Raw genomic sequence first — 24273 nt, forward strand, 5'->3', positions numbered from 1 at the left:
TGATCCGCAATCGCGGGTCTTATTCCCACTCGATGGTGGCTGGCGGCTTGGAGGAAACGTCGTAAGTGACCCGGGACACACCGGTGATCTCGTTGATGATCCGGTTGGAAACGGTTTCCAGCAGGTCGTACGGCAGGTGTGCCCACCGGGCGGTCATGAAATCGATGGTTTCCACGGCGCGCAGGGCCACCACGTATTCGTAGCGGCGTGCATCGCCGACCACGCCTACGGATTTGACCGGCAGGAAAACGGCAAACGCCTGGCTGGTCTTGTGGTAGAGATCGGCACGGTGGAGTTCTTCCAGGAAAATGGCGTCCGCCTTGCGCAGAATATCCGCGTATTCCTTTTTCACCTCACCGAGGATACGAACGCCGAGACCCGGCCCCGGGAACGGATGACGGTAGACCATGTCGTAGGGCAGGCCCAGCTCAAGGCCGATCCGGCGCACCTCATCCTTGAACAGTTCCCGCAGCGGCTCCACCAGTTTCATTTTCATGGTTTCCGGCAGGCCACCGACGTTGTGGTGGGACTTGATCACATGCGCCTTGCCGGTCTTGGAGGCCGCCGACTCGATGACATCCGGGTAGATGGTGCCCTGGGCAAGCCAGTTCACGTCGCGGATAGTGGCGGCTTCTGCGTCAAACACATCGATAAAGGTGTTGCCGATGATCTTGCGCTTCTGCTCGGGATCGTCAACGCCCTTGAGTTTCGACAGGAACAGATCTTCCGCATCCACCCGAATGACTTTCACCCCCATATTGCGGGCGAACATGTCCATCACCTGGTCGCCTTCGTGGAGGCGCAACAGGCCGTTATCCACGAACACGCAGGTTAACTGATCACCAATGGCGCGATGCAGCAGCGCTGCCGTTACCGAGGAATCGACACCGCCAGACAGGCCCAGCAGCACCTTGTCAGTGCCCACCTGGTCACGAATCTGCCGAACCGCATCGTCGACGATCTTGGCCGGTGTCCACAGGGCATCGCACTGACAGACATCCAGGATGAAATGCTCAAGAATCCGTTTGCCCTGAAGTGTGTGAGTCACTTCCGGGTGGAACTGGACGCCGTAAAGGTTCCGGCTAAGGTCCTGCATGGCGGCAATGGGAGCACTCTCGGTGGAGGCCAGCAGCTCGAAGCCTTCCGGCATGGCCACTACCTTGTCGCCATGACTCATCCAGACGTCCAGCAGTGAATCGCCGGTGGCCGTCAGGTGATCCGTAATGTCCCGGAGCAACGGGCCGGCCGCGCGCACTTTAACCTGGGCATAGCCGAACTCCCGTTTCTCGGAGCTGGCCACCCGGCCGCCGAGCTGCTCGGCCATGGTCTGCATGCCGTAGCAGATCCCCAGAACCGGAATGCCGCGATCAAACAGGCCTTCCGGCGCCCGCGGGCCACCCAGTTGGGTGACCGATTCCGGCCCACCGGCAAGGACAATCCCCTTCGGGTTGAACTCATCAAGTTCTTCATCGGTGATATCGAACGCCCTGATCTCACAGTAAACGCCGATCTCGCGAACGCGGCGTGCAATGAGCTGGGTGTACTGGGAACCGAAATCAAGAATCAGGATGCGGTGGTCGTGAATGTTATGGGCCATGGAGTCCTCGGAGCTAAATGAACAACGCGGCCCTCAGGGGAGCCGCGTCTGGTCAGGCAATGATTAACCGATACGGTAGTTAGGCGCTTCTTTGGTGATGGTGACATCGTGCACGTGGCTCTCACGCATGCCCGCGTTGGTGATGCGCACAAATTCCGGTTTGGTGCGCATCTCTTCCATGGTAGCACTACCGGTGTAGCCCATAGCCGCACGAAGGCCCCCTACCAGTTGGTGCACAATATTGCGCATGGGCCCCTTGCAGGCGACACGACCTTCAATGCCTTCCGGCACCAGCTTCTCAATGCCTTTGCTGGCATCCTGGAAGTAACGGTCACTGGAGCCCTGCCCCATGGCACCGATTGATCCCATGCCACGGTAGGCCTTGTAGCTGCGGCCCTGGAACAGCTCTACCTCGCCGGGCGCTTCGTCGGTTCCTGCCAGCAGACTGCCGATCATGACGCAGTGGGCGCCGGCAGCAATCGCTTTGGCGATATCGCCGGAGAACCGAATGCCGCCGTCAGCAATCAGCGGCACTCCGCGTTCTTTCAATGCCGCCGCAACGTTCGACACTGCGGAAATCTGGGGTACGCCAATACCGGCAACGATTCGGGTGGTACAGATCGAACCAGGGCCAATACCAACCTTCACCGCGTCCGCGCCGGCATCTGCCAGGGCCAGGGCTGCGTGTGAGGTCGCGATGTTGCCACCGATCACCTGGACTTCCGGGAAGTTCTGCTTGACCCAGCGCACACGCTCGATCACGCCCCGGGAATGGCCGTGAGCGGTATCAACTACAATGACATCGACACCGGCTTCAGCCAGCGCAGTAATCCGGGCCTCGGTATCGCCTCCGGTACTGACAGCAGCGCCAACCCGCAAACGGCCCTGGTCGTCTTTGCAGGCCAACGGGTAGTCCTTGGCCTTCTGGATGTCCTTGACGGTAATAAGCCCGCGCAGCTCGAAATCGTCGTTTACCACCAACACCTTTTCGATGCGATGGCGGTGCAGCAACTCTTTGACGTCGTCCAGGCTGGCGCCCTCTTTCACCGTAACCAGCTTCTCCTTCGGCGTCATGATGTCCTGGACCGGGGTGTCCATCCGGCTTTCAAAACGGATGTCGCGGCCGGTAACGATGCCAACCAGATCGCGGCCATCTACAACCGGCAGGCCAGAGATGTTGTTTGCCATGGTAATGTCAACAAGCTCACGAACGGTGGTATCCCGCGTAACCGTAATCGGATCTTTCACCACACCGCTTTCGAACTTCTTGACCTTGCGAACCGCCGCTGCCTGCTGCTCAACGGTCATGTTCTTGTGCATGATGCCAATCCCGCCTTCCTGAGCCATGGCAATGGCCAGGTCAGCATCGGTGACGGTGTCCATGGCGGCCGACACAAGCGGAATGTTCAGAGTGATCGTCTTGGTCAACCGAGTCTGCAGGCTGACCTGGTGAGGCAGAACTTCTGAATATCCGGGGACCAGCAGAACGTCATCAAATGTGAGGGCTTCTTCGGCAATTCGCAGCATTGGGATCCGCCTTTTGAACGTGCTAAGTTGGGAATTTCCGTGCTGTACCCGCGGCGGTACAGCAAAGCAAAATCCTTAATCGATCTATTATAAAGGGGCACTCGGGGACAGTAAACCACGCCGTTTTTAACGTTTGATTGCATCTTTTTGAAATTTCGCTATTTTTACCCTCCCACTTTTCGATCATTTCGGCTATTGCGTATGGATAACGACGGAGTCAGACCGGTGACATCCTCCCTTCAGGACACCCGCCCCCGGGCCCTCAGCGTCAGCGAGCTCAATCACCAGGCCAGGCATCTGCTGGAGTCCAGTTTCATGCAGGTGTGGGTGGAGGGTGAACTGTCCGGTTTCTCACGCCCCTCCTCCGGCCACTGGTACTTTTCCCTCAAGGATCGCAAATGCCAGATCCGCTGCGCCATGTTCCGCGGGATGAACCAGCATATCCGCACGCTCCCGAAAGAAGGCGACCAGGTGCGCATCCGGGGCAAAGTGACTCTCTATGAGAACCGGGGCGACTTCCAGATCATCGTCGAGCACATCGAACCGGCGGGGCTTGGTGAACTGCAGCAGGCCTTCGATGCGCTCAAGCGCAAACTCCTGGCCGAAGGCCTGTTCGATAACGCCCGGAAAAAAACCATTCCCTCATTGCCGGGGCATATTGGTGTGGTGACATCGCCTACCGGTGCCGCCATTCACGACATTCTCACCGTGCTGGCACGACGCTGCCCGGCCATTCCGGTTACGCTTTATCCAACCGCGGTTCAGGGCAAGGCCGCAACCGCCGATATCGTCCGCGCCATTGAGCGGGCCCAGGCCCATGGCGCTGCAGATGTACTGATTATCGGCCGCGGGGGTGGCTCCCTGGAGGATCTCTGGTGCTTCAATGAGGAGGCCGTGGCCCGGGCCATTGCGGCCTGCAAGATCCCGACCGTGAGCGCGGTTGGCCACGAGGTGGATGTGACCATTGCCGATTTCGTGGCCGACCTGCGAGCCCCCACGCCCTCCGCCGCCGCCGAAAAAATCTCTCCGGACCAGTCCGCCTGGCTGAAACAGCTCCGGGAACGGGAGCTACGGCTTTTCAGCGCGGCAGGGGTGGCCCTGAAACGTTTCGGCACCCAACTCGGGCACCTCACTGCACGGCTTCGGGACCCCAGACGGGAATTACTGGAAAAAAACCAACGACTGGATGAACTGGAACTGCGACTGGAGAAAGCGATCCGACAGCGGCTCAGCACGGTTTCCGTGAGGGGCGACCACCTGGAACAGAGGCTGGCTATGCAGTCACCTCAGCGGAGGCTGTCACAAAGCCGGGACATGGTGGCGCGCACATCCGAGCGACTGGTCGCGGCGATGCAACGAGGTCTCAGCTACCGGCAGGAAAAGCTCGAACACGCCGCGCAGTCGCTCAACATCATGAGCCCTCTGGCTACGCTGGGCCGGGGCTATGCCATCGTCAAGGATGGCAATGGCAATATCATCCGGGAAGCGGCCAGAGTCAGCCCCGGCGAGACCGTTTCTGCACGTGTGGCCAGGGGTGAAGTGACGGCAAGGGTGACCTCGGTCAAATCAACGGATGAAAGCGGCCCCTAACTCCCCAAACTAAGCCAATGGTCTACTAGTCCATGTTCTCAAACGGCCTAAAGTTGTCAGGAAGCGCATTAGAACAACAACAGGCACGATGAGGTGGAATCTATGGACTATCACTCAGAATTCCGGCGGTCGATCGACAAACCGGACGATTTCTGGCGTGAACAGGCGGAAAACATTGACTGGATCGAACCGCCCAAAACCATCTGGCAGCCAACCGATAATGGCCACGGCCAGTGGTTCCCCGACGGCATACTGAATACCTCCGACGTTGCCCTGGACGCCAACATCCGGGCTGGTCGCGGCGATCAGAAAGCCCTGATCTACGACTCACCGGTTACCGACACCCGGCGCTCCTACACCTACAATGAGCTGACAGATGAAGTGGCCCGCTTTGCAGGCGCCCTGAAAGAGCGCGGCATCGCCAGGGGTGACCGGGTCATCATCTACATGCCGATGATTCCGGAAGCCGTCATAGCCATGCTGGGGTGCGCACGTATCGGGGCCATTCATTCCGTGGTGTTCGGCGGATTTGCTGCCCACGAACTGGCTGTCCGCATTGACGACGCAACACCCAAGGCCGTGATCACGGCCTCCTGCGGTATTGAGGTTAGCCGTGTTATCGAATACAAACCGCTGGTCAACAAGGCCATCGAGCAGGCCAGCCACAAACCCGAGACCTGCATTGTTTACCAGCGGCCCCAGGTGAAGGCCGACCTTCACCCAGGCCGGGATCATGACTGGAACGAGCTGATGGCTGCCGCCGAACCGGCCGCCCCGGTTCCGGTCAAATCCACCGACCCGCTCTACATACTTTACACCTCCGGCACCACCGGCAAGCCCAAAGGCGTGGTCAGGGATAATGGCGGCCATGCCGTGGCCCTGAACTACAGCATGAAGCTGGTCTATAACGCCAGGCCGGGCGACGTTTACTGGGCGGCTTCGGACGTAGGCTGGGTGGTTGGCCACAGCTATATCGTTTACGCCCCGCTGTTTGCCGGGTGCACGACCATACTCTACGAAGGCAAACCGGTAAAAACGCCGGATGCCGGCGCTTTCTGGCGGGTAGTTCAGGATCACAAGGTCAACATGCTGTTTACCGCGCCTACCGCCTTCCGGGCAGTCCGCAAGGAAGACCCCGAGGCGGACCAACTCTCGCGCTATGACATCAGCTCACTCAAACGCCTGTTTCTGGCCGGTGAGCGCCTGGACCCGGCCACCTACGAGTGGCTGAAGGAGCACACCGGCCTGCCGGTTCTCGATCACTGGTGGCAGACCGAAACCGGCTGGGCGATCTGTTGCAACCCGGTCGGCATCGAGATGATGGCCACAAAGCCGGGCTCGGCAACGGTCCCCTCCCCGGGCTACAACGTGCAAGTGGTGGAGCGCAACGGCAGCCAGATGCCGGCCGGAGAACAGGGGCAGATTGCTGTAAAACTGCCACTGCCACCGGGCTGCATGATGACCGTATGGGGCGACGACGAGCGCTTCAGAAAGACTTATCTGGAGCCCATTCCCGGGTTTTACAGCTCCGGTGACGGCGGTTTTATCGATGACGACGGCTACGTCTTTGTCATGGGGCGCACGGATGATGTGATCAATGTTGCCGGCCACCGGCTATCCACCGGCGAAATGGAAGAAGTGGTGGCGTCCCATCCGGCCATTGCCGAATGCTGCGTGGTTGGCGCCGCCGATGAGATGAAGGGCCAGATCCCCATTGGCCTCGTGCTGATCAAGGACGGCGCAACCATTGACCACGATGAGCTTGAAGACGAGCTGGTGGAAATGGTACGCGACAAGATTGGTGCTATCGCCTGTTTCCGCCGTGCCCTGGTGGTCGACCGTCTGCCGAAAACCCGGTCTGGCAAGATCCTGCGTAGGGTAATCCGGCAGATTGCCGATGGCGAGAAATACGCCGTACCCAGCACCATTGACGATCCCGCGATACTGGAGGAAATCAGCGAGCGCTTCCGCCGCTGACCCGATCTGCCACCACCGAAACCCGTTCCCGGTCAAGCCGGGGACGGTGGTTTTTGCATGAAAACTTATAACCTCTTGTTTTTAAGCATTTTAAAAGCTTAAATAAAGGTTAAAAATTTCGTTGACGCCCCCCAAACTCGGTCTATACTGAATTTGCTGTGAAAATACAGCGGTATTTGGTGAATGCGTTTCAACGTCCTGCCGAAGTGCTCTTCGTTGCCCCTTTCCTCAGTACTCTCTGGATTTCTCAGCGCCGGTTCCATATGGAATTTGAAGGTCCCGTGAGGGCAAATTACAGAAAGACAGGAAAGATCAATGTCCGATACTAAAACTGGCCACGTTAAGTGGTTTAACGAGTCCAAAGGCTTTGGTTTCATCGCTCAGGACGGTGGCAGTGACGTGTTTGTTCACTACAGTGCAATCAACTCAAGCGGTTTCCGTACCCTGACCGAAGGCCAGCAGGTACAGTTCACCGTTACCCAGGGCCCGAAAGGCCCCCAGGCGGAAAACGTAACCCCGGTCTGAGGGTTCACGCTCCGTCCTTTGCCCCTCACGGGCATCGGAAAATCAACAAGCCGGCATCCGTGCCGGCTTGTGTCGTTCAGGGCGCCAGGCTCCTCAGGCGCCGGCAATCTCAGCGTTCCTCGCCGGCTGAGGCATGTCGAAACCCACCGCCTGCGCGACGGCCGAGAACAGCGCCTGCAGTGTCGCAGACGTGGTATCTTCGGCCAGTGCCGCGGCGCTGCAGTGCCGGCCATTCGCGGTCAGGCGGATGCAGGCCAGGGCATTGGCATTGGTGCCCTCGCCCAGGGCAAACTCGTCGTATGCCTCCACGGCAATGGCAATACCAAACCGGGCTTCCAGGGCATCGGAAACCGCTTCCACGGCACCGAGACCGCGGCCTTCCAGACGAACCGGCGCCTCATCACCACCAACCGAGACGTCGGCACGAACACCGTCTTCGTCCCGATGCAGATCGTAGGAGCGCAATGCCCAGTCTGCATGAACCTTCAGATAACGGTCCTCGAACAATCGGTGAATGGTCAGTGAATCGATTTCACCACCATTGGTTTCTGCCTCCCGCTGCACCAGCTTGCTGAACTCGATCTGCAACCAGCGCGGCAGGCTGATGTTGTAATCCCGCTCCAGCACGTAAGCGACACCGCCCTTGCCGGACTGGCTGTTAATGCGCACCACCTCTTCGTAACGGCGGCCAACATCGAACGGATCGATGGGCAGGTAGGCAACATTCCAGACTTCCCCTTCCGTTCTGCGCGCCAGGCACTTGCGGATGGCATCCTGGTGACTGCCGGAGAATGCGGTGAACACCAGCTCGCCGGCGTAAGGGTGGCGGGGATGCGTGGAGATTTCAGTACAGGCTTCGACCACCTCGCTGATCTCCGCCATACCGGAGAGATCCAGCGTCGGATCGATCCCTTGGGAGTAAAGGTTCATGGCCATGGTCACCAGATCCATGTTGCCGGTGCGCTCGCCATTACCCATCAGGGTGCCCTCAACCCGGTCGGCACCGGCCATGACCGCCAGTTCGGCTGCCGCCACGGCGCAGCCCCGGTCGTTGTGAGTATGCACGCTGATGCTGATGTGCTCACGGCGCTTGATGTGATCGCAGATCCATTCGATCTGATCGGCAAATACGTTGGGCGTTGCCATTTCCACGGTCGCCGGGAGGTTGATAATCATCGGCTGACCCTGATCCGGGCGCCAGACGTCGCTCACGGCATCAATAACCTCGGCCGCGAAATCCAGCTCGGTCCCGGTAAAGCTCTCCGGTGAATACTGGAACGTCCATTCGGTTTCCGGATGACGGGCTGCGATGTCACGGACCAACCTGGCGCCGTTGACCGCAATATCACGAATGCCATCACGGTCCAGCCCGAAGACCTGCTCCCGTTGTACGGTAGAGGTGGAGTTGTAGACATGCACGATCGCCTTGCGGGCGCCCGCCAGTGCTTCGTAGGTTCGCTCGATCAGCTCCGGCCGGGCCTGGGTCAGCACCTGGATTTTCACATCCTCGGGAATGCGGTTTTCCTCGATGAGTTTGCGACAGAAATCAAAGTCCGGCTGGCTGGCTGCGGGAAAGCCGATTTCGATTTCCTTGAACCCCAGCTTGACCAGCAAATCGAACAGACGTTGCTTCTGGGCAACTGACATGGGCTTGACCAGCGCCTGATTGCCGTCCCGAAGATCTACCGCACACCATACGGGTGCTTTCGCGATGACCTTATCCGGCCAGCGACGATCGGTTTTGCCAACAGGTTTGAACGCAACGTATTTGCGATGATCGAAAGCCATGGGTGTCTTTCCTTGCGGTTTCGGGAATGAATTTCTCAATGGTTGACAGGATAACGCGACAACGCTGGAATTTGATTGCGAAGTTTGGCACAAAGGCGTAGTTTTTATCCTTTAATTGCCCATTAATTCCTGTTTGTGGAATTTTATGCCTTCAATGCAGAAAGACCTTATCAAAATTGACAAAACCGACCGCCGGATTCTCGAACAGATCCAGCAGGATGGCGCCCTGACCAACCAGGAACTTGCGGAAAAAGTCGGACTTTCCCCCTCGCCCTGCCTGCGCCGTGTTCGGGCCCTGGAAGACGCTGGGGTTATCGTCAGGACGGTGACCATTCTCGACCACAAAAAACTGGGCCTGTCATTAACGGCGATCATCCTGATCGGGATGGACCGCCACACACCCGAGCGCTTTGCCGCGTTCGAAGAGGAGGTGGCCGAATACCCGGAGGTGCAGGAGTGTTACCTGATCACCGGCCAGGATGCGGACTACATGCTAAAGGTGGTGGTCCCGGACATGGATCACTACCACCACTTCCTGCTCAACCGGATCACCCGGATTCAGGGGGTCAGCGGTGTGCATTCAAGCTTTGTGCTCCGGCGGGTGCTGGACAGTACCGCCCTGCCCCTTGGCTACCTGTCCTGAACCAGGAAACCGGTTCGCGCGCCCAGCGCAACAGCCTCAGATTCGCCAGCCATCATCTGTACCTTGTGCAGCAGGCTCCGTACAATAACGCGTAGTTTACGACAAAGAGAACCTGTGGCGGCCCGACCCGCCATCTGTCCTTTAGACCAACACTCCAGATTTCTGACAAACGGAAGAGACGATGCGAGCAAGCCGTTACCTGATTGCCACCCAGAAAGAGACCCCCGCCGACGCGGAAATCATCAGTCACCAGCTGATGTTGCGTGCTGGCATGATCCGCAAGCTGGCTGCCGGGTTGTACACCTGGTTGCCAATGGGGCTGCGGACCCTGCGCAAGGTTGAACGGATTGTTCGTGAAGAGATGGATAAAAGCGGTGCCCAGGAAGTGTTGATGCCGGCGGTCCAGCCTGCAGAGCTTTGGCAGGAATCCGGCCGCTGGACCCAGTATGGCGGCGAACTGCTCCGGATGAAAGACCGCCATGGCCGGGATTTCTGTTTCGGCCCGACCCACGAAGAGGTCATCACCGACCTGGTTCGCAACGAGCTGAGCAGTTACAAGGAACTGCCCGCCAATTTCTATCAGATCCAGACCAAGTTCCGGGACGAGCGTCGCCCCCGGTTCGGTGTGATGCGGGCCCGGGAATTCATCATGAAGGATGCCTACTCCTTCCACATCAATGCCGAATCCCTGGATGAAACCTACCAGTTGATGCACCGCACCTACTGCGCGATCTTCGACCGCCTCGGGCTGGATTATCGCCCGGTGCAGGCCGACTCGGGTGCCATTGGCGGCAGCGCCTCCCACGAATTCCACGTGCTTGCCTCCTCCGGCGAAGACGACATCGTGTTCAGTACCGACAGTGACTATGCCGCCAACATCGAGAAGGCAGAAGCAGTGGCGCCGGCGGGCGAGCGTCCGGCTCCCGCCGAGGAAATGAAGGAGGTTGCCACACCCGACCAGAGAACCATTGAAGCCATCTCCGCCTTCCTGAACATCGATGCCACACGCACCGTCAAGACCCTTCTGGTCAAAGGCGAAGCCGATGACGAGGGTCGCTCGGGTCTGGTCGCACTGATCCTTCGGGGCGACCACACCCTGAATGACATCAAGGCCGAGAACCTCGCAGGCGTGGCGGAGCCACTGACCATGGCGACGGACGAAGAAATCGAGCAGACAATCGGCTGCAAGGCTGGCTCCATTGGTCCCGTCCGCCTGAATGTGCCGGTGATTGTCGACCGAAGTGCTGCGCACCTGGCCGACTTCGTCTGCGGTGCCAACCGCGAGGGTTACCACCTGACCGGCGTGAACTGGGAAAGGGACGTTCCGCTGGCGCGGGTTGAAGACCTTCGCAATGTGGTGGAGGGTGACCGCAGCCCGGACGGCAAGGGCACGCTGGAAATCCGCCGCGGCATTGAAGTCGGACACATCTTCAAACTGGGCAACAAGTATAGTACCGCCATGAATGCAACCGTTCTGGATGAGAACGGCAAGAGCGCGATCATGGACATGGGCTGCTACGGTATCGGCGTGTCGCGGATTGTCGCGGCGTCCATCGAGCAGAACCACGACGACAAGGGCATTATCTGGCCAGACGCCATTGCGCCTTTCCAGGTGGCTATCGTAACGCTCAATGCTCACAAGTCACCTATCGTGGCCGAAGCCGGTGAGAAGCTCTACGAGCAACTGCGCCAGGCAGGTTACGACGTTCTGCTGGATGACCGGAACGAGCGCCCGGGCGTGAAGTTTGCCGACATGGAACTGATCGGCATTCCGCACCGGTTTGTGATTTCCGAGCGTGGCCTCGCGGCTGGCACCCTTGAATACAAGGGCCGCCGGGATGAGGAAAAACAGGACGTGCCCGTGGCTGAAGCGCTACCCTTCCTGGTTAACGCCTCGCCCCGGAAAGGGCTTTAAGCCCGGCCCGCCTTTCGGCAGGCTGACACTCTGGCGGCACTTTCGATTATGTGCCGTCAGGGGCTGGTCGACCCGGCAACAATGCCGGGTTCCATCTCCAGAGTAACCCGGAAGCGCTGCTCCACGGATTTCCGGATCTCCTCCGCCAGCACCAGAATGTCTTCACCATTGCCGCCAGAGTGATTGATCAGAACCAGGGCCTGCCGGTTGTGGACGCCCACCCGGGCGTTGCGGAACCCTTTCCAGCCGCACTGGTCGATCAGCCAGGCCGCCGCCAGTTTGACACCCTGCTCCTGAGGATAACCAACAATATCCGGATACCGGTCCTTCAGCGCATCAAACCGGGCCTTCTCCACCACCGGATTCTTGAAGAAACTGCCGGCATTGGGAATGATCGCGGGATCCGGCAACTTTCGCCGGCGGATGGCCATGACTGCCTCGGCCACCGCCAGCGGTTCCAGAGCAGAGTCCTGCGCGCCGCCGAGGTACTCCTGAAGATCACGGTAGCCCAATGCCAGAGGCCTGTTCCGGGAAAGCGCCAAGCGGATGTTGGTGATCACGAAACGACCGGGCATGTGCTTGAAAAGGCTGTCGCGATAGGCAAACCGGCATTCGGAATTGTTGAGGGTTACCAGCTCTCCGGTGGTGCGATCCAGTGCGGTGACTGACTCCAGGCAATCACACAGCTCAACACCGTAGGCACCGATGTTCTGAACCGGAGCCGCCCCGGCGGTACCCGGAATCAACGCCAGGTTCTCGATGCCGCGATAGCCGGCCCGGCCAGCATAAAGGACCGCCTCATGCCAGTTCTCTCCGGCGCCCAGAACCAGCGTGGCCTGGTGATCAACAATATGCTCCCAGCGGCGCCCCCGAATGGCCATGCGAATAACCAGCCCGGGAAAATCGCCGGCAAACACCAGGTTGCTGCCACCACCAAGAACCAGAGTCTCGTGTTTCAGTTCCCTTGCCCAGTCCAGGGCTCTGATCAGCTCGGAGGCACTTTTGACCTCGGCATAATACGCCGCCCGGGCACGCACGCGAAGGGTATTCATTGCCTCCAGCTCGACGTTTTCCCGGATCTCCGGATCCTGCCTCAAGCCAGACGCCCCCGGATATCGGCCAACAAGCCCTCGCCAGCATCACGAATCAGATCCAGTACCCGCTCGAAACCGTCTGCGCCCCCGTAATAGGGATCCGGCACCTCATCGTGCTTCGAACGACCGTAATCGAGGAATAATGCGGGCCGCGTGCCGCCGTTCTGATGCCAGATATCCTTGATATCGGCAAGATTCTGGCGGTCCATCACCAACACATAATCAAAGCTGTCCAGATCTTCAGGACTGAACTGCCGGGCCCGCAAACCGCTGATATCAATGCCGCGCCGGCTGGCCGCCTCCTGGGCCCGGGCATCCGGGCTTTTGCCGATGTGCCAGTGCCCGGTACCACAGGAATCGATCTGGACCTGTTCGGCCAGGTCGGCCGCCTCAACCTGGGCACGAAAGACACCTTCCGCTGTGGGTGAGCGGCAGATATTGCCCAGGCACACGAAAAGCACCCTCACCGGTTCAGCCATGGCCTTCGCCCTCCCGTTCCAGCCACTGCCTTACCCGCTGCAGGTCGCTTTCGGTGTCGACACCGGCCGGCGGATTGACCGAGGCCACATCCACGTGGATTCGCGCGCCGTTGTACAGGGCGCGTAGTTGCTCCAGGGATTCGGTGATCTCGGTAGGCGCCGGCGCCCAACCGACAAACTGCCCCAGTACCGACACCCGGTAACCGTAAATTCCAATATGCCGGAAGTAACCGATGTTATCAGGCAGGGAAACGTCAACGGCGCTCAACGGTGTGCCGTTCTGCCAATGGTCCCGGGCCCAGGGGATCGGCGCACGGCTGAAATAGTGCGCCATACCCTGATGATCAAACACCACCTTGACCACATTCGGATTGAAAACCTGCTCCGGATCATGAATCCGCTCACACAGGGTCGCGATGGCCGCTTCCGGGAAAAATTCCAGATTATCAGCCACCTGGTTAATCAGGTCCGGGGGAATAAGGGGCTCGTCGCCCTGTACATTGACCACCCGGTGATCCGGCTCAAAACCGAGCTTGCGTGCCACCTCTTCCAGTCGGTCAGTGCCGCTGGCGTGGTTGGGTGACGTCATCACCACTTCCGCCCCAAACGCCTTACACACCCGCTGGATGCGTTCATCATCGGTGGCCACCACCACGCGATCCGCGCGGCTTTCGCCGGCACGCTCGCATACATGCTGGATCATGGGCTTCCCGGCGATTTCCGCGAGTGGCTTCCCCGGGAGCCGGCTGGATGCATAGCGGGCCGGAATCACAACCGTAAATGACATGGCAGAACTACCCTGAAAACCCTTGAATTTAACGCTTGTGCAGGCGTTCGTCGGTGGAGAGAGTGCGGGCTTCGCTGGCCAGCATCACCGGGATTCCCTCCCGGATCGGGAACGCCATGGCATCCTGGTAACAGACCAGCTCGGTTCGGTCATCGTTAAGCTTCAGATCGCCCTTGCAGACCGGACAGGCCAGTATCGCCAACAATTTCTTATCCATGGTACTTACTCGCTCGATGTCAGGAGGTTAACTGTTCGGAGCACTGCTGAATCCGCTCCAGAAAAGCGTCCCGGAAGCCGTCTGGCAGTCGGGCATTCACCGTCAGGGTCCAGGCATTGTCTGGTGCAAAGCCTCGGCACTTCACCGCATCCTTTGCAGTCATCACGATCATCTCATCGTGGCCGGCGCTCAGGTCTGATGGGCGGAAACGGTGGTGATCCGGAAACGCCACCTCGGTGACCTCGGCCCCCAGATTCCTCAGTGTATCGAAAAACCGGGACGGATTACCGATCCCTGCAACCGCCCTGACCGCCTGCCCTCTCAAGCCGGACAGTGGTTTCTGCTCACCCGTCGCCAGATGAATCAGACGTCCGGGCTCAAGGACCATGGAATAGATGGCAGGGTGATCGATACCCTCAAAACTCTCCATGACCTCGGGCGCAAAATCCGCACCGTTTACAATAACAAAATCCACGGAGGAAAGCCTCGACACCGGTTCCCGCAAGGGCCCGACCGGAATCAGGGCACCATTGCCGATACCCCTGCGGGCATCAAACACCGACAACTCCACATCCCGTGGCAGCTTGTAGTGCTGCAGGCCGTCGTCGCAGACAAGCAGGTTGCCGAGTTTCCTGTCCAGCGCATAACCAGCCGCACGCCGGCGCTGCGGGTCGACAACAACCGGGCACCCGGTGCTGGCAGCCAGCATCACCGGCTCGTCGCCAGCCTCAATGGCACTGCTGCCGGCATTGACCTCCATGGGGTAGTTGTCGGCCTTGCCGCCATACCCGCGACTGAGGATCACCGGCCGCCAGCCGGCGCCGACCAGCTCAGCGACCAGCCAGGCTGTCAGGGGGGATTTTCCGGTTCCACCGGCCGTTATGTTACCAACCACGACCACCGGAACCGGCAGGGCCATATCATGGGCCTCCCAGGCGGCTCGGCGTCGAGCTTCTGCTATGTTGCGGTACAGCCAGGCTAACGGCGCCAGGAACCAGAGTGGACGACGGTCGCCGTACCAGAGACGATCTATCAGTGAACTCATGGCTGTTCGCTGAACTGCATCTGGTGCAATTGCGCGTAGGCGCCACCGGCAGCAAGAAGTTCCTCGTGACGGCCGGATTCGGCAATCCGGCCGTTGTCCATCACCAGTATCCGGTCGGCCTTTTCGATGGTTGACAGCCGGTGCGCGATCACCAGTGTGGTGCGCCCCTGCATTACGGATTCCAGGGCATCCTGGATGTGCCGCTCGGATTCGGTATCCAGCGCAGAGGTTGCCTCGTCCAGAATCAGGATCGGCGCATTCTTGAGCAATGCCCGGGCAATTGCGAGCCTCTGGCGCTGGCCGCCGGACAACATCACACCATTATCTCCGATCATGGTATCCAGGCCCTGAGGCATGCGATCGATGAACTCCAGCGCATGGGCCTTGGCTGCGGCCTCACGGATGTCTTCCCGGCTGCAATTCCGGAGCGCGCCATAAGCGATATTGGCCGCGATGGTATCGTTGAACAGCACGACATTCTGGGTCACCAGCGCTATCTGAGCCCGCAGGGCCTTCAGCGAGAAGTCCCGTAACGAACGACCGTCGATGCGAATATCACCACCGGTAAATTCATAGAACCTCGGCAACAGGCTCACCAGCGTGGATTTACCGCTGCCGGAGCGACCGACCAGAGCGACGCTCTGGCCTGCAGGGATGTTCAGGGATATCCCCTCCAGTACATTATCCAGTTGATCACGGTACCGGAAACAGACCTGGTCAAAATCGATCCTGCCTTCAACCCGATCCGGGGAATAGGTACCCGGGTCCTGCTCCGGCGGCTCATCAATGGTTTCGAATACATCGTAGGCTGCCGCGACACCTTTCTGGATCTTGGCGTGAACCGACGTGACCTGCCGGATCGGCTTGGCCATGGTGGTTGCCGCCGTTATGAAAGCCACCAGCTCGCCAGTGGTCATGCCACCCCGGATCTCCGGGGCCAACATCATCCAGACCAGCGCTGCGATGGCTATCGCCACCAGCACCTGGATCACCGGAATACTGATCGCCTGAGTGGACGCCATCTTCAGGCTCTGCCTGAGGTTTTTATTGCTAACCTCCTGAAACCGATGGCGTTCGTAATTTTCACCGCCAAACGCGCGAACCACCCGGTATCCGGTAATAGATTCCGACGCGACATGGGTGATATCCCCCATGGAGCCCTGGATTCTCTGGCTGATCTTGCGGAAACGTTTACTGGCAAAGCTCACAACAGCCGCAATCAGCGGGCCGACAGCGAGGAAAATCAGGGTGAGTTTCCAGTTGGTATACAACATATAGCCGAGCAGGCCGACAATGGTCAGGCCCTCCCGAAGAGTGATGGTCACCGCGTCGGTGGTGGCCTCCGCCACCTGCTCCACATTGAACGTCAGTTTTGACACCAGTCGCCCCGAGGCATTGTCGTCGAAATAACGGGAGGGAAGCGTCATCAGGCGATTGAATACCTGATTGCGCAGCGCATTGATCACCTGGCGGCCAACATAGCTTATGAAGTACTGGCTCAAAAAGGTTCCGAGACCACGAAACGCGAACACCCCCACAATGACCAGGGTCAGCAGCAAGCGGTTTTTCTCGGTGGGATTCTCGATGGCCGCAATCACGTATTCCATGGCCGCCGCCATGCCGGTCGATGCGGCGGCATAGATAATATTACCAACCACCGCAAGGGAAAATGCCACCCAGAACGGTTTCACATAGGCCAGCAATCGCTTGTAGGTATCCCAGCTTCCGGCCGGCAACACAGCAGATGGATCAGGCAAAGGCTCGGTTACCTTCACTGACTCTCAGCCTCCCGCTCGGTGGTAATGCTCAGCTTGGAAAATCCGAGACGGCCGGCCACGTCCATGGCACGAACCACATATTCGTGGGGCGTGCGGGCGTCTGCGGTGATGATAAACGGCATCGAAGTGTTCCCCTTCGCCAGCTCGCGCACGCCACGCTCAAGGGTTTCACGACGGTTATTGACCAGCGTGCGGTCGTTCAGGATGTACTGACCTTCGGCGTTGATCACCACATCAATCTGCCGGACATCGGAGGCTTCTCGCGGCTCACCGCTTGCTTCCGGCAGATCCACCCGCAGATGACTTTCCCGGGTGAACGTGGTGGAGACCATGAAGAAAATCAGCAGCAGGAACACCACGTCGATCAGTGGTGTCAGGTCAACCCCGACTTCCTGGCTTCTCTGGCGCTTGAACTTCACAGTGTTCAGGCTCCTTCCACATCAATTTCGCGATCCCCGTGTACAACCTCAACCAGCTTGATGGCCTCCTGCTCCATGCCAACCACCAGCTCATCCACCCTGCGGATAAAGTAGCGGTGGCAGATCAATGCCGGAATCGCAACACTCAGACCGGCGGCCGTGGTGATCAGTGCCTCGGAGATACCCCCGGCCAGGTTGCCCGCATTACCGACTCCGGCCAGCTGAATCTCGGCAAACACCTTGATCATGCCGATCACGGTGCCCAGGAGGCCCAGCAGGGGAGAAATGGTGGCCACGGTACCCAGCGGGTTCAGGAAGCGCTCCAGATCATGGATCACCTGGCTGGCTTCGTGTTCGATGCTCTCTTTCATGATTTCGCGGCCATGCTTGGCATTGATCAGGCCGCCGGCCAGAATCCGCCCCAGGGGTGAAGATCCCTGCAGGGCTTTCAGCTTCCGGCCATTCAGTTCTTTTTTCTTGATCCAGCGCCACAATTCATTAATGGTCTGTGGCGGCGCGACCCTGGAAGGACGGAGGGTCCAGAAACGCTCCAGAATGATGGCGAGCGCCAGAATGGAACAGGCGACAATGGGCACCATCAGAATACCACCAGCTTTCAACAGCTCGAACACGCTTGGTCTCCCTGATTGTTTGCAAGCCGCGCTACTTTAGCATAGCTACCGGTAGAGGCCACACCCGGAATGTCACGGTATTTTACATTGGTCACGGGCCAGTCCCGGGCCGCTGATCCAGAACGGCGCTTCATCCCGCATTTCCTTTACCACCAGCCGGTTATCGGCAATGGTCATCAGCACACTGCCGGAGCAGGCGGTGTTAAGCTGTACCGCGCCGGCACGCCTGTAGCGCGCCGTTACCACGGGATGTGGGTGACCGTAACGGTGGCGATAGCCGGCGGTATAGAGCACCCAGTCGGGGTCCAGGCCCTGAACCCAGGCCTCTGAAGAGGATGTCCTGCTGCCATGGTGGGGAGCGATGACCACCCGGCGGTCAGCATCGGGCAAGTCGGTATCAGCGGCCAGGTATGCGGCCTCTACCCGTCCGGTAATATCGCCGGGGAGAATCCACTCGGTGTGCGACCCGGAATGATGGATCCGGAGAACACAGGACGCATCGTTTCCTTCGCGGTCACCCTCTGCTTGCCAGTAGTCGATGATCAGCGCCCCGAGGGTTTCCGTGGCCCGGTCACAGGGCGAAACGGACACTTCCGGCACCCGGTCTTGAATGATCGTGGGCTCACCGGCCACAATCCGGCCGATTTCAATTTCCTCCGCGAGCTTTTCAAGGCCTCCGGCATGATCACCGTCGGCATGGCTTATAACCAGGGTATCGATTCTCCGGATGCCCTCCGCCTGCAGGTTTGGCAACAGCGTCGATTCCACCGCCGAAAACACCCCGGGAACGGCAGGACCTGTGTCATAGACAAGGACTTTCCGGCCGTGCCGGACAAGTACCGACAGGCCCTGCCCGACATCCCAGACGCGGATTTCCGGCCGCGCCACTGCCAGGTTCCGCGGTAACGAGGTAACGGGGTAGGCCAACCACAATAATGCCGATACAACTGCCACCAGCCGGAACCCGGTCAACGGGGCCAACACCATAAAAAGTGCCAGCATTGATAAAACCGCGATCTCTTCCGTACTGGCGGCAATTTCGGGCATCTGCCAGTGGGCGAGCCAGCCAAGGACACTCCAGAGCAGCCCCAGCACCAGATCAAAGGCAGGCCCGAACACTTCGGCCGCCGCCGGAACCGCAGCGGTTATCAGGCCGCCCGTCACCAGCAGCGGCATGACCACCAGTGACACCCAGGGAATGGCAATCAGGTTTGCCGCCAACCCGGCCAGCGGCTGCCCCTGGCCGAATGCCACCAGCACTGGCCATAATCCCGCGAATACCGAGATCTGGGCGACCAGGAGGCCGGCCAGCCAACCACTACCTGCCAGCCGCGCCGAAAATACGGCGATAAGCACGGCAACGGCGGCAAACGACAGCCAGAAGCCCTGGCCCAGCGGTGCAAAAGGATCCAGCGCCAGGACCAACGCCAGAGCGATCAGATACGATTGCCAGACTGGCGATTGTCGGGCCAGTAAAATCAGCCATCCCCCCACAATCACCATGACCAGCGCCCGTCGCGTGGGCACGGTAAAGCCGGCGGCAAGCGCGTAAAGCACGCAACATAGCACTACAGCCGCAAAGACCAGCCGCCGCCCCGTGCGTTCGTTTACGCAATGCACCGGCAACGCCAGCAGAAGCCGACGGCACACAAAACCGGCACCCAGTGCGATCAACCCGAGATGCAGGCCAGAAATTGCGACGAGATGAATGGTGCCCGTTGCCTTGAGAACATCCCAATGCTGTTGCGTCATGTGACCGCGATAGCCGATCAGCAGCGAGGAAACCAGCGCAAAATGTCTGGTAGCGCCGAACCGGGCTTGCACCCACTCGGCCAACGCCAGGTGCATGGTCCGGTACTGGCAATACACGGAGCAGCTCACGGTCGGGTCGGCCTGAACACGGCGGACACTGCCCGTGGCCCTGTAGCCTTTTCGGAACAGCCAGTTTTCGTATCGGAATCCCACCGGGTTCAGGGTACCGTGGGGCCGCTTGAGCCTGACCTCCAGGCGCAAACGGGCGCCCGGCAACGTCTCTGTTCCGTGGCCATACCAGGCCAGTCGCAGCAGATCGGGTGGTCGCGTACCGGAAGCATAAACCTCGGGCAGGTTATGCCAGCGGGTAACACAGAAGCTGAAACGCAAGCTGTTGAAGCTTCCGGGGGATGGAATGTCACAGAGGTATCCGGATACCGACAGGGGCTTCCCTTCGGCCGCGGGCGGTAAGACTTCTGCAAGCTGGCTCCGGGCATGCCATGACGCCAAGGAAAGCCCCACCATAAGGCCAGATGCCAGCACGGTTAACCGGCGGAACCCGACAGACCCTCGCCGGCCAAAGGCCAAAAAAAGTAGCACTCCGGGCACTGCCAGCCACTCCGGAGGTGGCAGGATCGACAGCCAATACAGTAAGATAACGCCACAAGAGAAGGCGAAAACGCCCGGGGCTGCGACATTCTGCCTGTCCGGCAGGCGCAAAGGACGGTTCAGACTTTCGGACATTCCTTGTCCTCCTGTATGCCATGTTGACCGGCAACATCCGATGTGCCGGCATTTTAACTCCTTTTAAAGGCAGAGCTTCCAATGCCAAAGAAGTTCATGAAACGCTATCTGCCCACCCCGGAGAAGGTGCGAGCGATGCAGTCGCTCAGCTTCCTGGGCGATATCCTTCACGAACCGAACCTCTGGCATATCAATCGCCACAGCGTCGCCCGCGCCTTTCTTGTCGGCGTCTGGTTCTGCTTTATACCCATGCCGTTCCAGATGCTCGCGGCGGCCATTTTTGCTGTCTGGCTCAACGCCAACCTGCCGCTGTCGGTTGTTCTGGTCTGGATCAGCAACCCGATAACCATGCCGCCGCTTTTCTATTTCAACTATAAAGTCGGCGCCTGGGCGCTTAGCCGCCCGGTTCTCAGTTTCGAGTTCCAACTGTCATGGTCGTGGATCAGTGAGCGCATCATGGACATTGGCATCCCCCTGTATCTGGGCTCGCTGATTGTCGCAACTGTGTCGGCCTGCTTTTCGTACCTGATTATCCAGTTGCTGTGGCGCCGCAAGGTACGCTCTGACTGGCGGTTACGGCAGATCAACCGACGGAAACGCCATCAGGCAGCCGATCAAACTTCCTGAATCAGCCGGCCCTGCTCCAGCCGAAGCACTCGCCCGAGACTCCGGGCCATTTTCATGTCATGGGTCACCATCACAAACGCAATGCCGAACTGATCCCGAAGGGATTCAATCAGCGACCGGACTCCCTCTCCGGTATGCTCATCAAGGTTGCCGGTGGGCTCATCCATCAGTACACAATCCGGCTCATTGACCAGTGCCCGGGCAATGGCAACCCTCTGGCGCTCGCCGCCGGAGAGTTCACCGGGTTTATGGGCCAGGCGCTCGGCAAGACCAACCCGACCTAACAGCACATCCGCTTTCTTCCGGGCATCCGCAACCGGCAGGCCGCCCAGTACGCAGGGCATCATGACGTTTTCCAGGGCCGTAAACTCAGGTAGCAGGTGGTGAAACTGATACACAAAGCCCAGGTGACGGTTGCGGAACCTGGCGCGACCGCCCTCGGAAAGCCGGTGAATCTCCTTGCCGCAGATGGAAATCTGGCCCGATGATGGCTTGTCCAGCCCGCCCAGCAGGTTGAGCAGCGTGGTCTTACCGGCGCCGCTGCTGCCGACAATGGCGACCGTTTCTCCGGGCGCCACTTCAAGGGAAATATCCGAAAAAATGGTCAGCTTTTCAGGACCCTCACTGTAGGTTCGGGTCACCTGCCGACAGTCAATCACCAGGGGTGAATCCGACATGGCCGATTGTTCCTTACTCATAGCGAAGCGCCTCCGCCGGATCTACCCGGGAAGCCCGCCAGGCCGGGTAAATGGTTGCCAGAAGACTCATGGCAAGGCCAGCGCCGCTGATTATGAAAACGTCCTGCCATAGCAGTTGCGATGGCAGGTAACTGATGAAATAAACGTCAGAACTCAGGAACTGGTGCCCGATAACCCCCTCCAGCCAGGAGATAAACGCACTGATATTGAGGGCGCCCACCACACCCAGCGTGGTGCCTATGAGGGTGCCAAAGACACCGATCACTGCGCCCTGCACAACGAAAATCCGCATGATCCGGCCCGGTGTCGCGCCCATGGTCCGGAGAATGGCAATATCGCCGGTTTTGTCAGTCACCACCATCACCAGGGTGGACACGATATTGAACGCGGCCACAGCAACAATGAACATGAGCAGCAGGCCAATCATGGTTTTCTCCATCCGGATGGCCTGGAACAGGTTACCGTGAGTACGGGTCCAGTCAGAAACGTAATACCGCCCGGGAAGCTGCCGCGCTACTTCCTCTGAGACCTTGGGAGCCGCAAACAGGTCGTCCACCAGCAGGCGAATACCTTCGGCCTTGCCACCGGTGCGCATGAGGACCGATGCATCGTCCATATGGATCAGGGTGTAACTGCCATCGAGCTCCGCCCCGACGCTGAAAACACCCTTCACGGTGAATCGCTTGAGCCTGGGCAGGACGCCCGCGGGCGTAATGGACGCTTCCGGCAGTACCACGGTAACCTTGTCGCCCACCTGGAGCCGCAGACTGGCTGCCATCAGCCGGCCGACAATGATGCCGAATTCACCGGACACCAGGTCGTCAAGGCTGCCTTCGATCATATGGTCTTCAATGATGGAAACGGTACGTTCCTGCTCCGGCAGAATGCCATTGAGCATGACACCCCGGACATTGCCACCACCGGTGACCATGGCCTGGCCCTGAATAAACGGAGCGGCTGCCAGCACCCGGGGATGCTGCTCCACCCGGGCATCAATCGAGCGCCAGTCGTCAAGCGGGCCAGTGCCCTGGATCGTGGCGTGGGGCACCATCCCGAGAATCCTCTGTTTGAGCTCCCGGTCAAAGCCGTTCATCACGGAAAGAACAATAATCAGAACCGCGACACCGAGCATCAGCCCGATCATCGAGGTCAGGGAGATGAAGGAAATGAAGTGATTCCGGCGTTTGGCCGCCGTGTACCGCAAGCCTATATAAAATGATAAGGGTCTGAACATGGAGAGGAGCCTGTTGCTACCTTCAGGTCGGTCGTGGTCTGGTTTTCCCGAGTACCTTCCAGCACAGAGGGAAACTGCTAAACTATTCTGTATCAATACAATTTCAGTTTTCCGGAGCCGAGATGCCGCCATCCAACACCCCCAGCGCACCAACGGATGATGCATCCGAACGCCGAGACTTTTTCCGGATTGACGACCGCATCGGCCTGGAAATCCGCAAACTGGCGCCGGATAGCCCCCCGGATTCAGACGTTTTCGACGGCGGCCACCTTGAAAGCCTGAAAGCAGAGTTCAGGCGGCTGGACCAGGACGTAAAATCCCAGTTGGCCAGCCTTGCCGACAGAGACCGGCTGCTTACCGGACTGATCAAATCCCTGAACGGCAAGCTGGATACGCTTGCGCGCATTATGGCCTTTGAGCAAAATCCGTTGCAACCGGAGGACTGGCAGGAGGCGACCCTGAGCGAGGGCGGCCTGTCGTTCGCAAGCAAAACCCCTGCCTGGCAACCGGGGGACCGACTTGCCCTTCGCATGACGCTTCCGCCCGAACTTTTTCAGCCGCAGGCGATCGCACGGGTACTGGAGGTACACCCCGACGCTGCAGGTGGGGCAAGGGTCCACACCGAGTTTATACGGATTGATGACAGCGACCGCCAGCAAATCGCGCGTCATGTGATGCGTTGGCAGATCCGACAGCGGCAAAAAGGGTAGACTGGGGAAAAACGGGTGACTTTTACCAATCTTTTTCGGATATTACGCTTTATCCATGTCCTCGGGAACGATCGTTTGGAGGGCACCAGTCGTTATGGAGATCGAACAATGAACAAAAACCGAACCCTGCTGGGGGCACTGGCCCTGTCCACCACACTTGCCCTGCTTCCCACCGCGTCCGCTGTTGCCGAAGAGATTCTTGTACCGGTAGGAAGCCAGGCAGACCGGGAACCGGCAAACATTCCCCGCACCGGTACAAGCCAGGACACGGTCAGATCGACCTGGGGTGCGCCCCTGGAAATTCAGGGCCCGGTTGGTCAACCGCCCATTACCCAGTGGCACTACCAGACTTTTGTGGTGTATTTCGAAAATGATCGGGTAATCCATACCGTTCTCAAGCACAATCCCCAATAGCCGATAACGGCCCTCAAAGGCCGGAAACTCCCTGCTAATGTCCTGACGGTCAGACGACGGTTGGTCCGAAGGGCGTCTTTT

At 59.2% G+C, this 24273-nt stretch carries 22 protein-coding genes; 8 read left to right on the forward strand and 14 right to left on the reverse strand.

The genetic code is table 11. From position 1 onward, the window contains the following. Positions 1–19: 19 nt before the first annotated feature. Together guaA and guaB are read right to left on the reverse strand one after the other, a co-directional pair. Positions 20–1597: a glutamine-hydrolyzing GMP synthase gene (gene guaA / locus msub_RS04325; RefSeq protein ID WP_048494870.1), complete on the reverse strand. Its 1578-nt coding sequence runs from the start codon at positions 1595–1597 to the stop codon at positions 20–22. 63 nt (positions 1598–1660) lie between these two features. Next, a complete protein-coding gene (gene guaB, locus msub_RS04330; protein ID WP_048494871.1) occupies positions 1661–3124 on the reverse strand; it encodes an IMP dehydrogenase in 1464 nt (487 codons plus the stop codon). A 201-nt stretch (positions 3125–3325) separates the two neighbouring features. On the opposite strand from guaB, the gene xseA reads away from it, so the two are divergent. From xseA to msub_RS04345, 3 genes are all read left to right on the forward strand, one after another. Further along, positions 3326–4714, forward strand: a complete 1389-nt coding sequence (gene xseA, locus msub_RS04335) for an exodeoxyribonuclease VII large subunit (protein ID WP_048494872.1) — start codon at positions 3326–3328, stop codon at positions 4712–4714. A gap of 93 nt (positions 4715–4807) precedes the next feature. Continuing rightward, the gene (locus msub_RS04340) at positions 4808–6691 is read left to right on the forward strand and encodes a propionyl-CoA synthetase (RefSeq protein ID WP_319803299.1); all 1884 of its coding nucleotides are present in this window, start codon (positions 4808–4810) and stop codon (positions 6689–6691) included. Positions 6692–7006: 315 nt separating this feature from the next. Beyond that, positions 7007–7216 (forward strand): cold-shock protein, encoded by a 210-nt coding sequence (locus msub_RS04345; protein WP_048494874.1) that lies wholly within the window; start codon positions 7007–7009, stop codon positions 7214–7216. A gap of 93 nt (positions 7217–7309) precedes the next feature. Here msub_RS04345 and leuA read toward each other — a convergent pair whose 3' ends face one another. Continuing rightward, the gene (gene leuA, locus msub_RS04350) at positions 7310–9004 is read right to left on the reverse strand and encodes a 2-isopropylmalate synthase (protein WP_048494875.1); all 1695 of its coding nucleotides are present in this window, start codon (positions 9002–9004) and stop codon (positions 7310–7312) included. A 154-nt stretch (positions 9005–9158) separates the two neighbouring features. On the opposite strand from leuA, the gene msub_RS04355 reads away from it, so the two are divergent. Then, positions 9159–9647 (forward strand): Lrp/AsnC family transcriptional regulator, encoded by a 489-nt coding sequence (locus msub_RS04355; protein ID WP_227506636.1) that lies wholly within the window; start codon positions 9159–9161, stop codon positions 9645–9647. 181 nt (positions 9648–9828) lie between these two features. Beyond that, positions 9829–11562, forward strand: a complete 1734-nt coding sequence (locus msub_RS04360; RefSeq protein ID WP_048494877.1) for a proline--tRNA ligase — start codon at positions 9829–9831, stop codon at positions 11560–11562. Positions 11563–11618: 56 nt separating this feature from the next. Here msub_RS04360 and murB read toward each other — a convergent pair whose 3' ends face one another. The 9 genes from murB to msub_RS04405 all read right to left on the reverse strand — a co-directional run bounded on the left by murB (position 11619) and on the right by msub_RS04405 (position 20509). Beyond that, complete coding sequence (gene murB, locus msub_RS04365; protein ID WP_048494878.1) at positions 11619–12659, reverse strand: UDP-N-acetylmuramate dehydrogenase; 1041 nt, start codon at positions 12657–12659, stop codon at positions 11619–11621. Further along, positions 12656–13135, reverse strand: coding sequence for a low molecular weight protein-tyrosine-phosphatase (locus msub_RS04370; protein WP_048494879.1), 480 nt, complete (start codon positions 13133–13135; stop codon positions 12656–12658). The genes murB and msub_RS04370 overlap by 4 nt, the downstream gene beginning before the upstream one ends. Next, positions 13128–13922: a 3-deoxy-manno-octulosonate cytidylyltransferase gene (gene kdsB / locus msub_RS04375; protein WP_048494880.1), complete on the reverse strand. Its 795-nt coding sequence runs from the start codon at positions 13920–13922 to the stop codon at positions 13128–13130. Before kdsB ends, msub_RS04370 begins: the two co-directional genes overlap by 8 nt. A 28-nt stretch (positions 13923–13950) precedes the next feature. Next, the gene (locus msub_RS04380; RefSeq protein WP_048494881.1) at positions 13951–14139 is read right to left on the reverse strand and encodes a Trm112 family protein; all 189 of its coding nucleotides are present in this window, start codon (positions 14137–14139) and stop codon (positions 13951–13953) included. Between the two features lie 19 nt (positions 14140–14158). Continuing rightward, positions 14159–15184: a tetraacyldisaccharide 4'-kinase gene (gene lpxK / locus msub_RS04385; RefSeq protein WP_048494882.1), complete on the reverse strand. Its 1026-nt coding sequence runs from the start codon at positions 15182–15184 to the stop codon at positions 14159–14161. Beyond that, positions 15181–16959 (reverse strand): lipid A export permease/ATP-binding protein MsbA, encoded by a 1779-nt coding sequence (gene msbA, locus msub_RS04390; RefSeq protein ID WP_048494883.1) that lies wholly within the window; start codon positions 16957–16959, stop codon positions 15181–15183. Before msbA ends, lpxK begins: the two co-directional genes overlap by 4 nt. After that, positions 16956–17381, reverse strand: a complete 426-nt coding sequence (locus msub_RS04395; protein WP_048494884.1) for an ExbD/TolR family protein — start codon at positions 17379–17381, stop codon at positions 16956–16958. Before msub_RS04395 ends, msbA begins: the two co-directional genes overlap by 4 nt. Positions 17382–17386: 5 nt before the next feature. Next, a complete protein-coding gene (locus msub_RS04400; RefSeq protein WP_048494885.1) occupies positions 17387–18013 on the reverse strand; it encodes a MotA/TolQ/ExbB proton channel family protein in 627 nt (208 codons plus the stop codon). A gap of 72 nt (positions 18014–18085) precedes the next feature. Further along, positions 18086–20509: a DNA internalization-related competence protein ComEC/Rec2 gene (locus tag msub_RS04405; protein ID WP_048494886.1), complete on the reverse strand. Its 2424-nt coding sequence runs from the start codon at positions 20507–20509 to the stop codon at positions 18086–18088. Between the two features lie 81 nt (positions 20510–20590). On the opposite strand from msub_RS04405, the gene msub_RS04410 reads away from it, so the two are divergent. Then, positions 20591–21136, forward strand: a complete 546-nt coding sequence (locus msub_RS04410; RefSeq protein WP_048494887.1) for a DUF2062 domain-containing protein — start codon at positions 20591–20593, stop codon at positions 21134–21136. Here msub_RS04410 and msub_RS04415 read toward each other — a convergent pair. Continuing rightward, positions 21124–21813, reverse strand: a complete 690-nt coding sequence (locus msub_RS04415) for an ABC transporter ATP-binding protein (RefSeq protein ID WP_048494888.1) — start codon at positions 21811–21813, stop codon at positions 21124–21126. The two genes, msub_RS04410 and msub_RS04415, sit on opposite strands and share 13 nt — an antisense overlap. A 13-nt stretch (positions 21814–21826) precedes the next feature. Continuing rightward, positions 21827–23068 carry a lipoprotein-releasing ABC transporter permease subunit gene (locus tag msub_RS04420; RefSeq protein ID WP_048494889.1) on the reverse strand — a complete coding sequence of 414 codons (1242 nt, stop codon included), beginning with the start codon at positions 23066–23068 and terminating at the stop codon, positions 21827–21829. Positions 23069–23190: 122 nt separating this feature from the next. On the opposite strand from msub_RS04420, the gene msub_RS04425 reads away from it, so the two are divergent. Next, positions 23191–23778, forward strand: a complete 588-nt coding sequence (locus tag msub_RS04425; RefSeq protein WP_048494890.1) for a PilZ domain-containing protein — start codon at positions 23191–23193, stop codon at positions 23776–23778. Positions 23779–23886: 108 nt separating this feature from the next. Beyond that, positions 23887–24192, forward strand: coding sequence for a hypothetical protein (locus tag msub_RS04430; RefSeq protein WP_048494891.1), 306 nt, complete (start codon positions 23887–23889; stop codon positions 24190–24192). The last annotated feature ends 81 nt before the right edge of the window (positions 24193–24273 follow it).

The sequence above is a fragment of the Marinobacter subterrani genome (assembly GCF_001045555.1).
In the GTDB taxonomy this organism is placed as follows: domain Bacteria; phylum Pseudomonadota; class Gammaproteobacteria; order Pseudomonadales; family Oleiphilaceae; genus Marinobacter; species Marinobacter subterrani.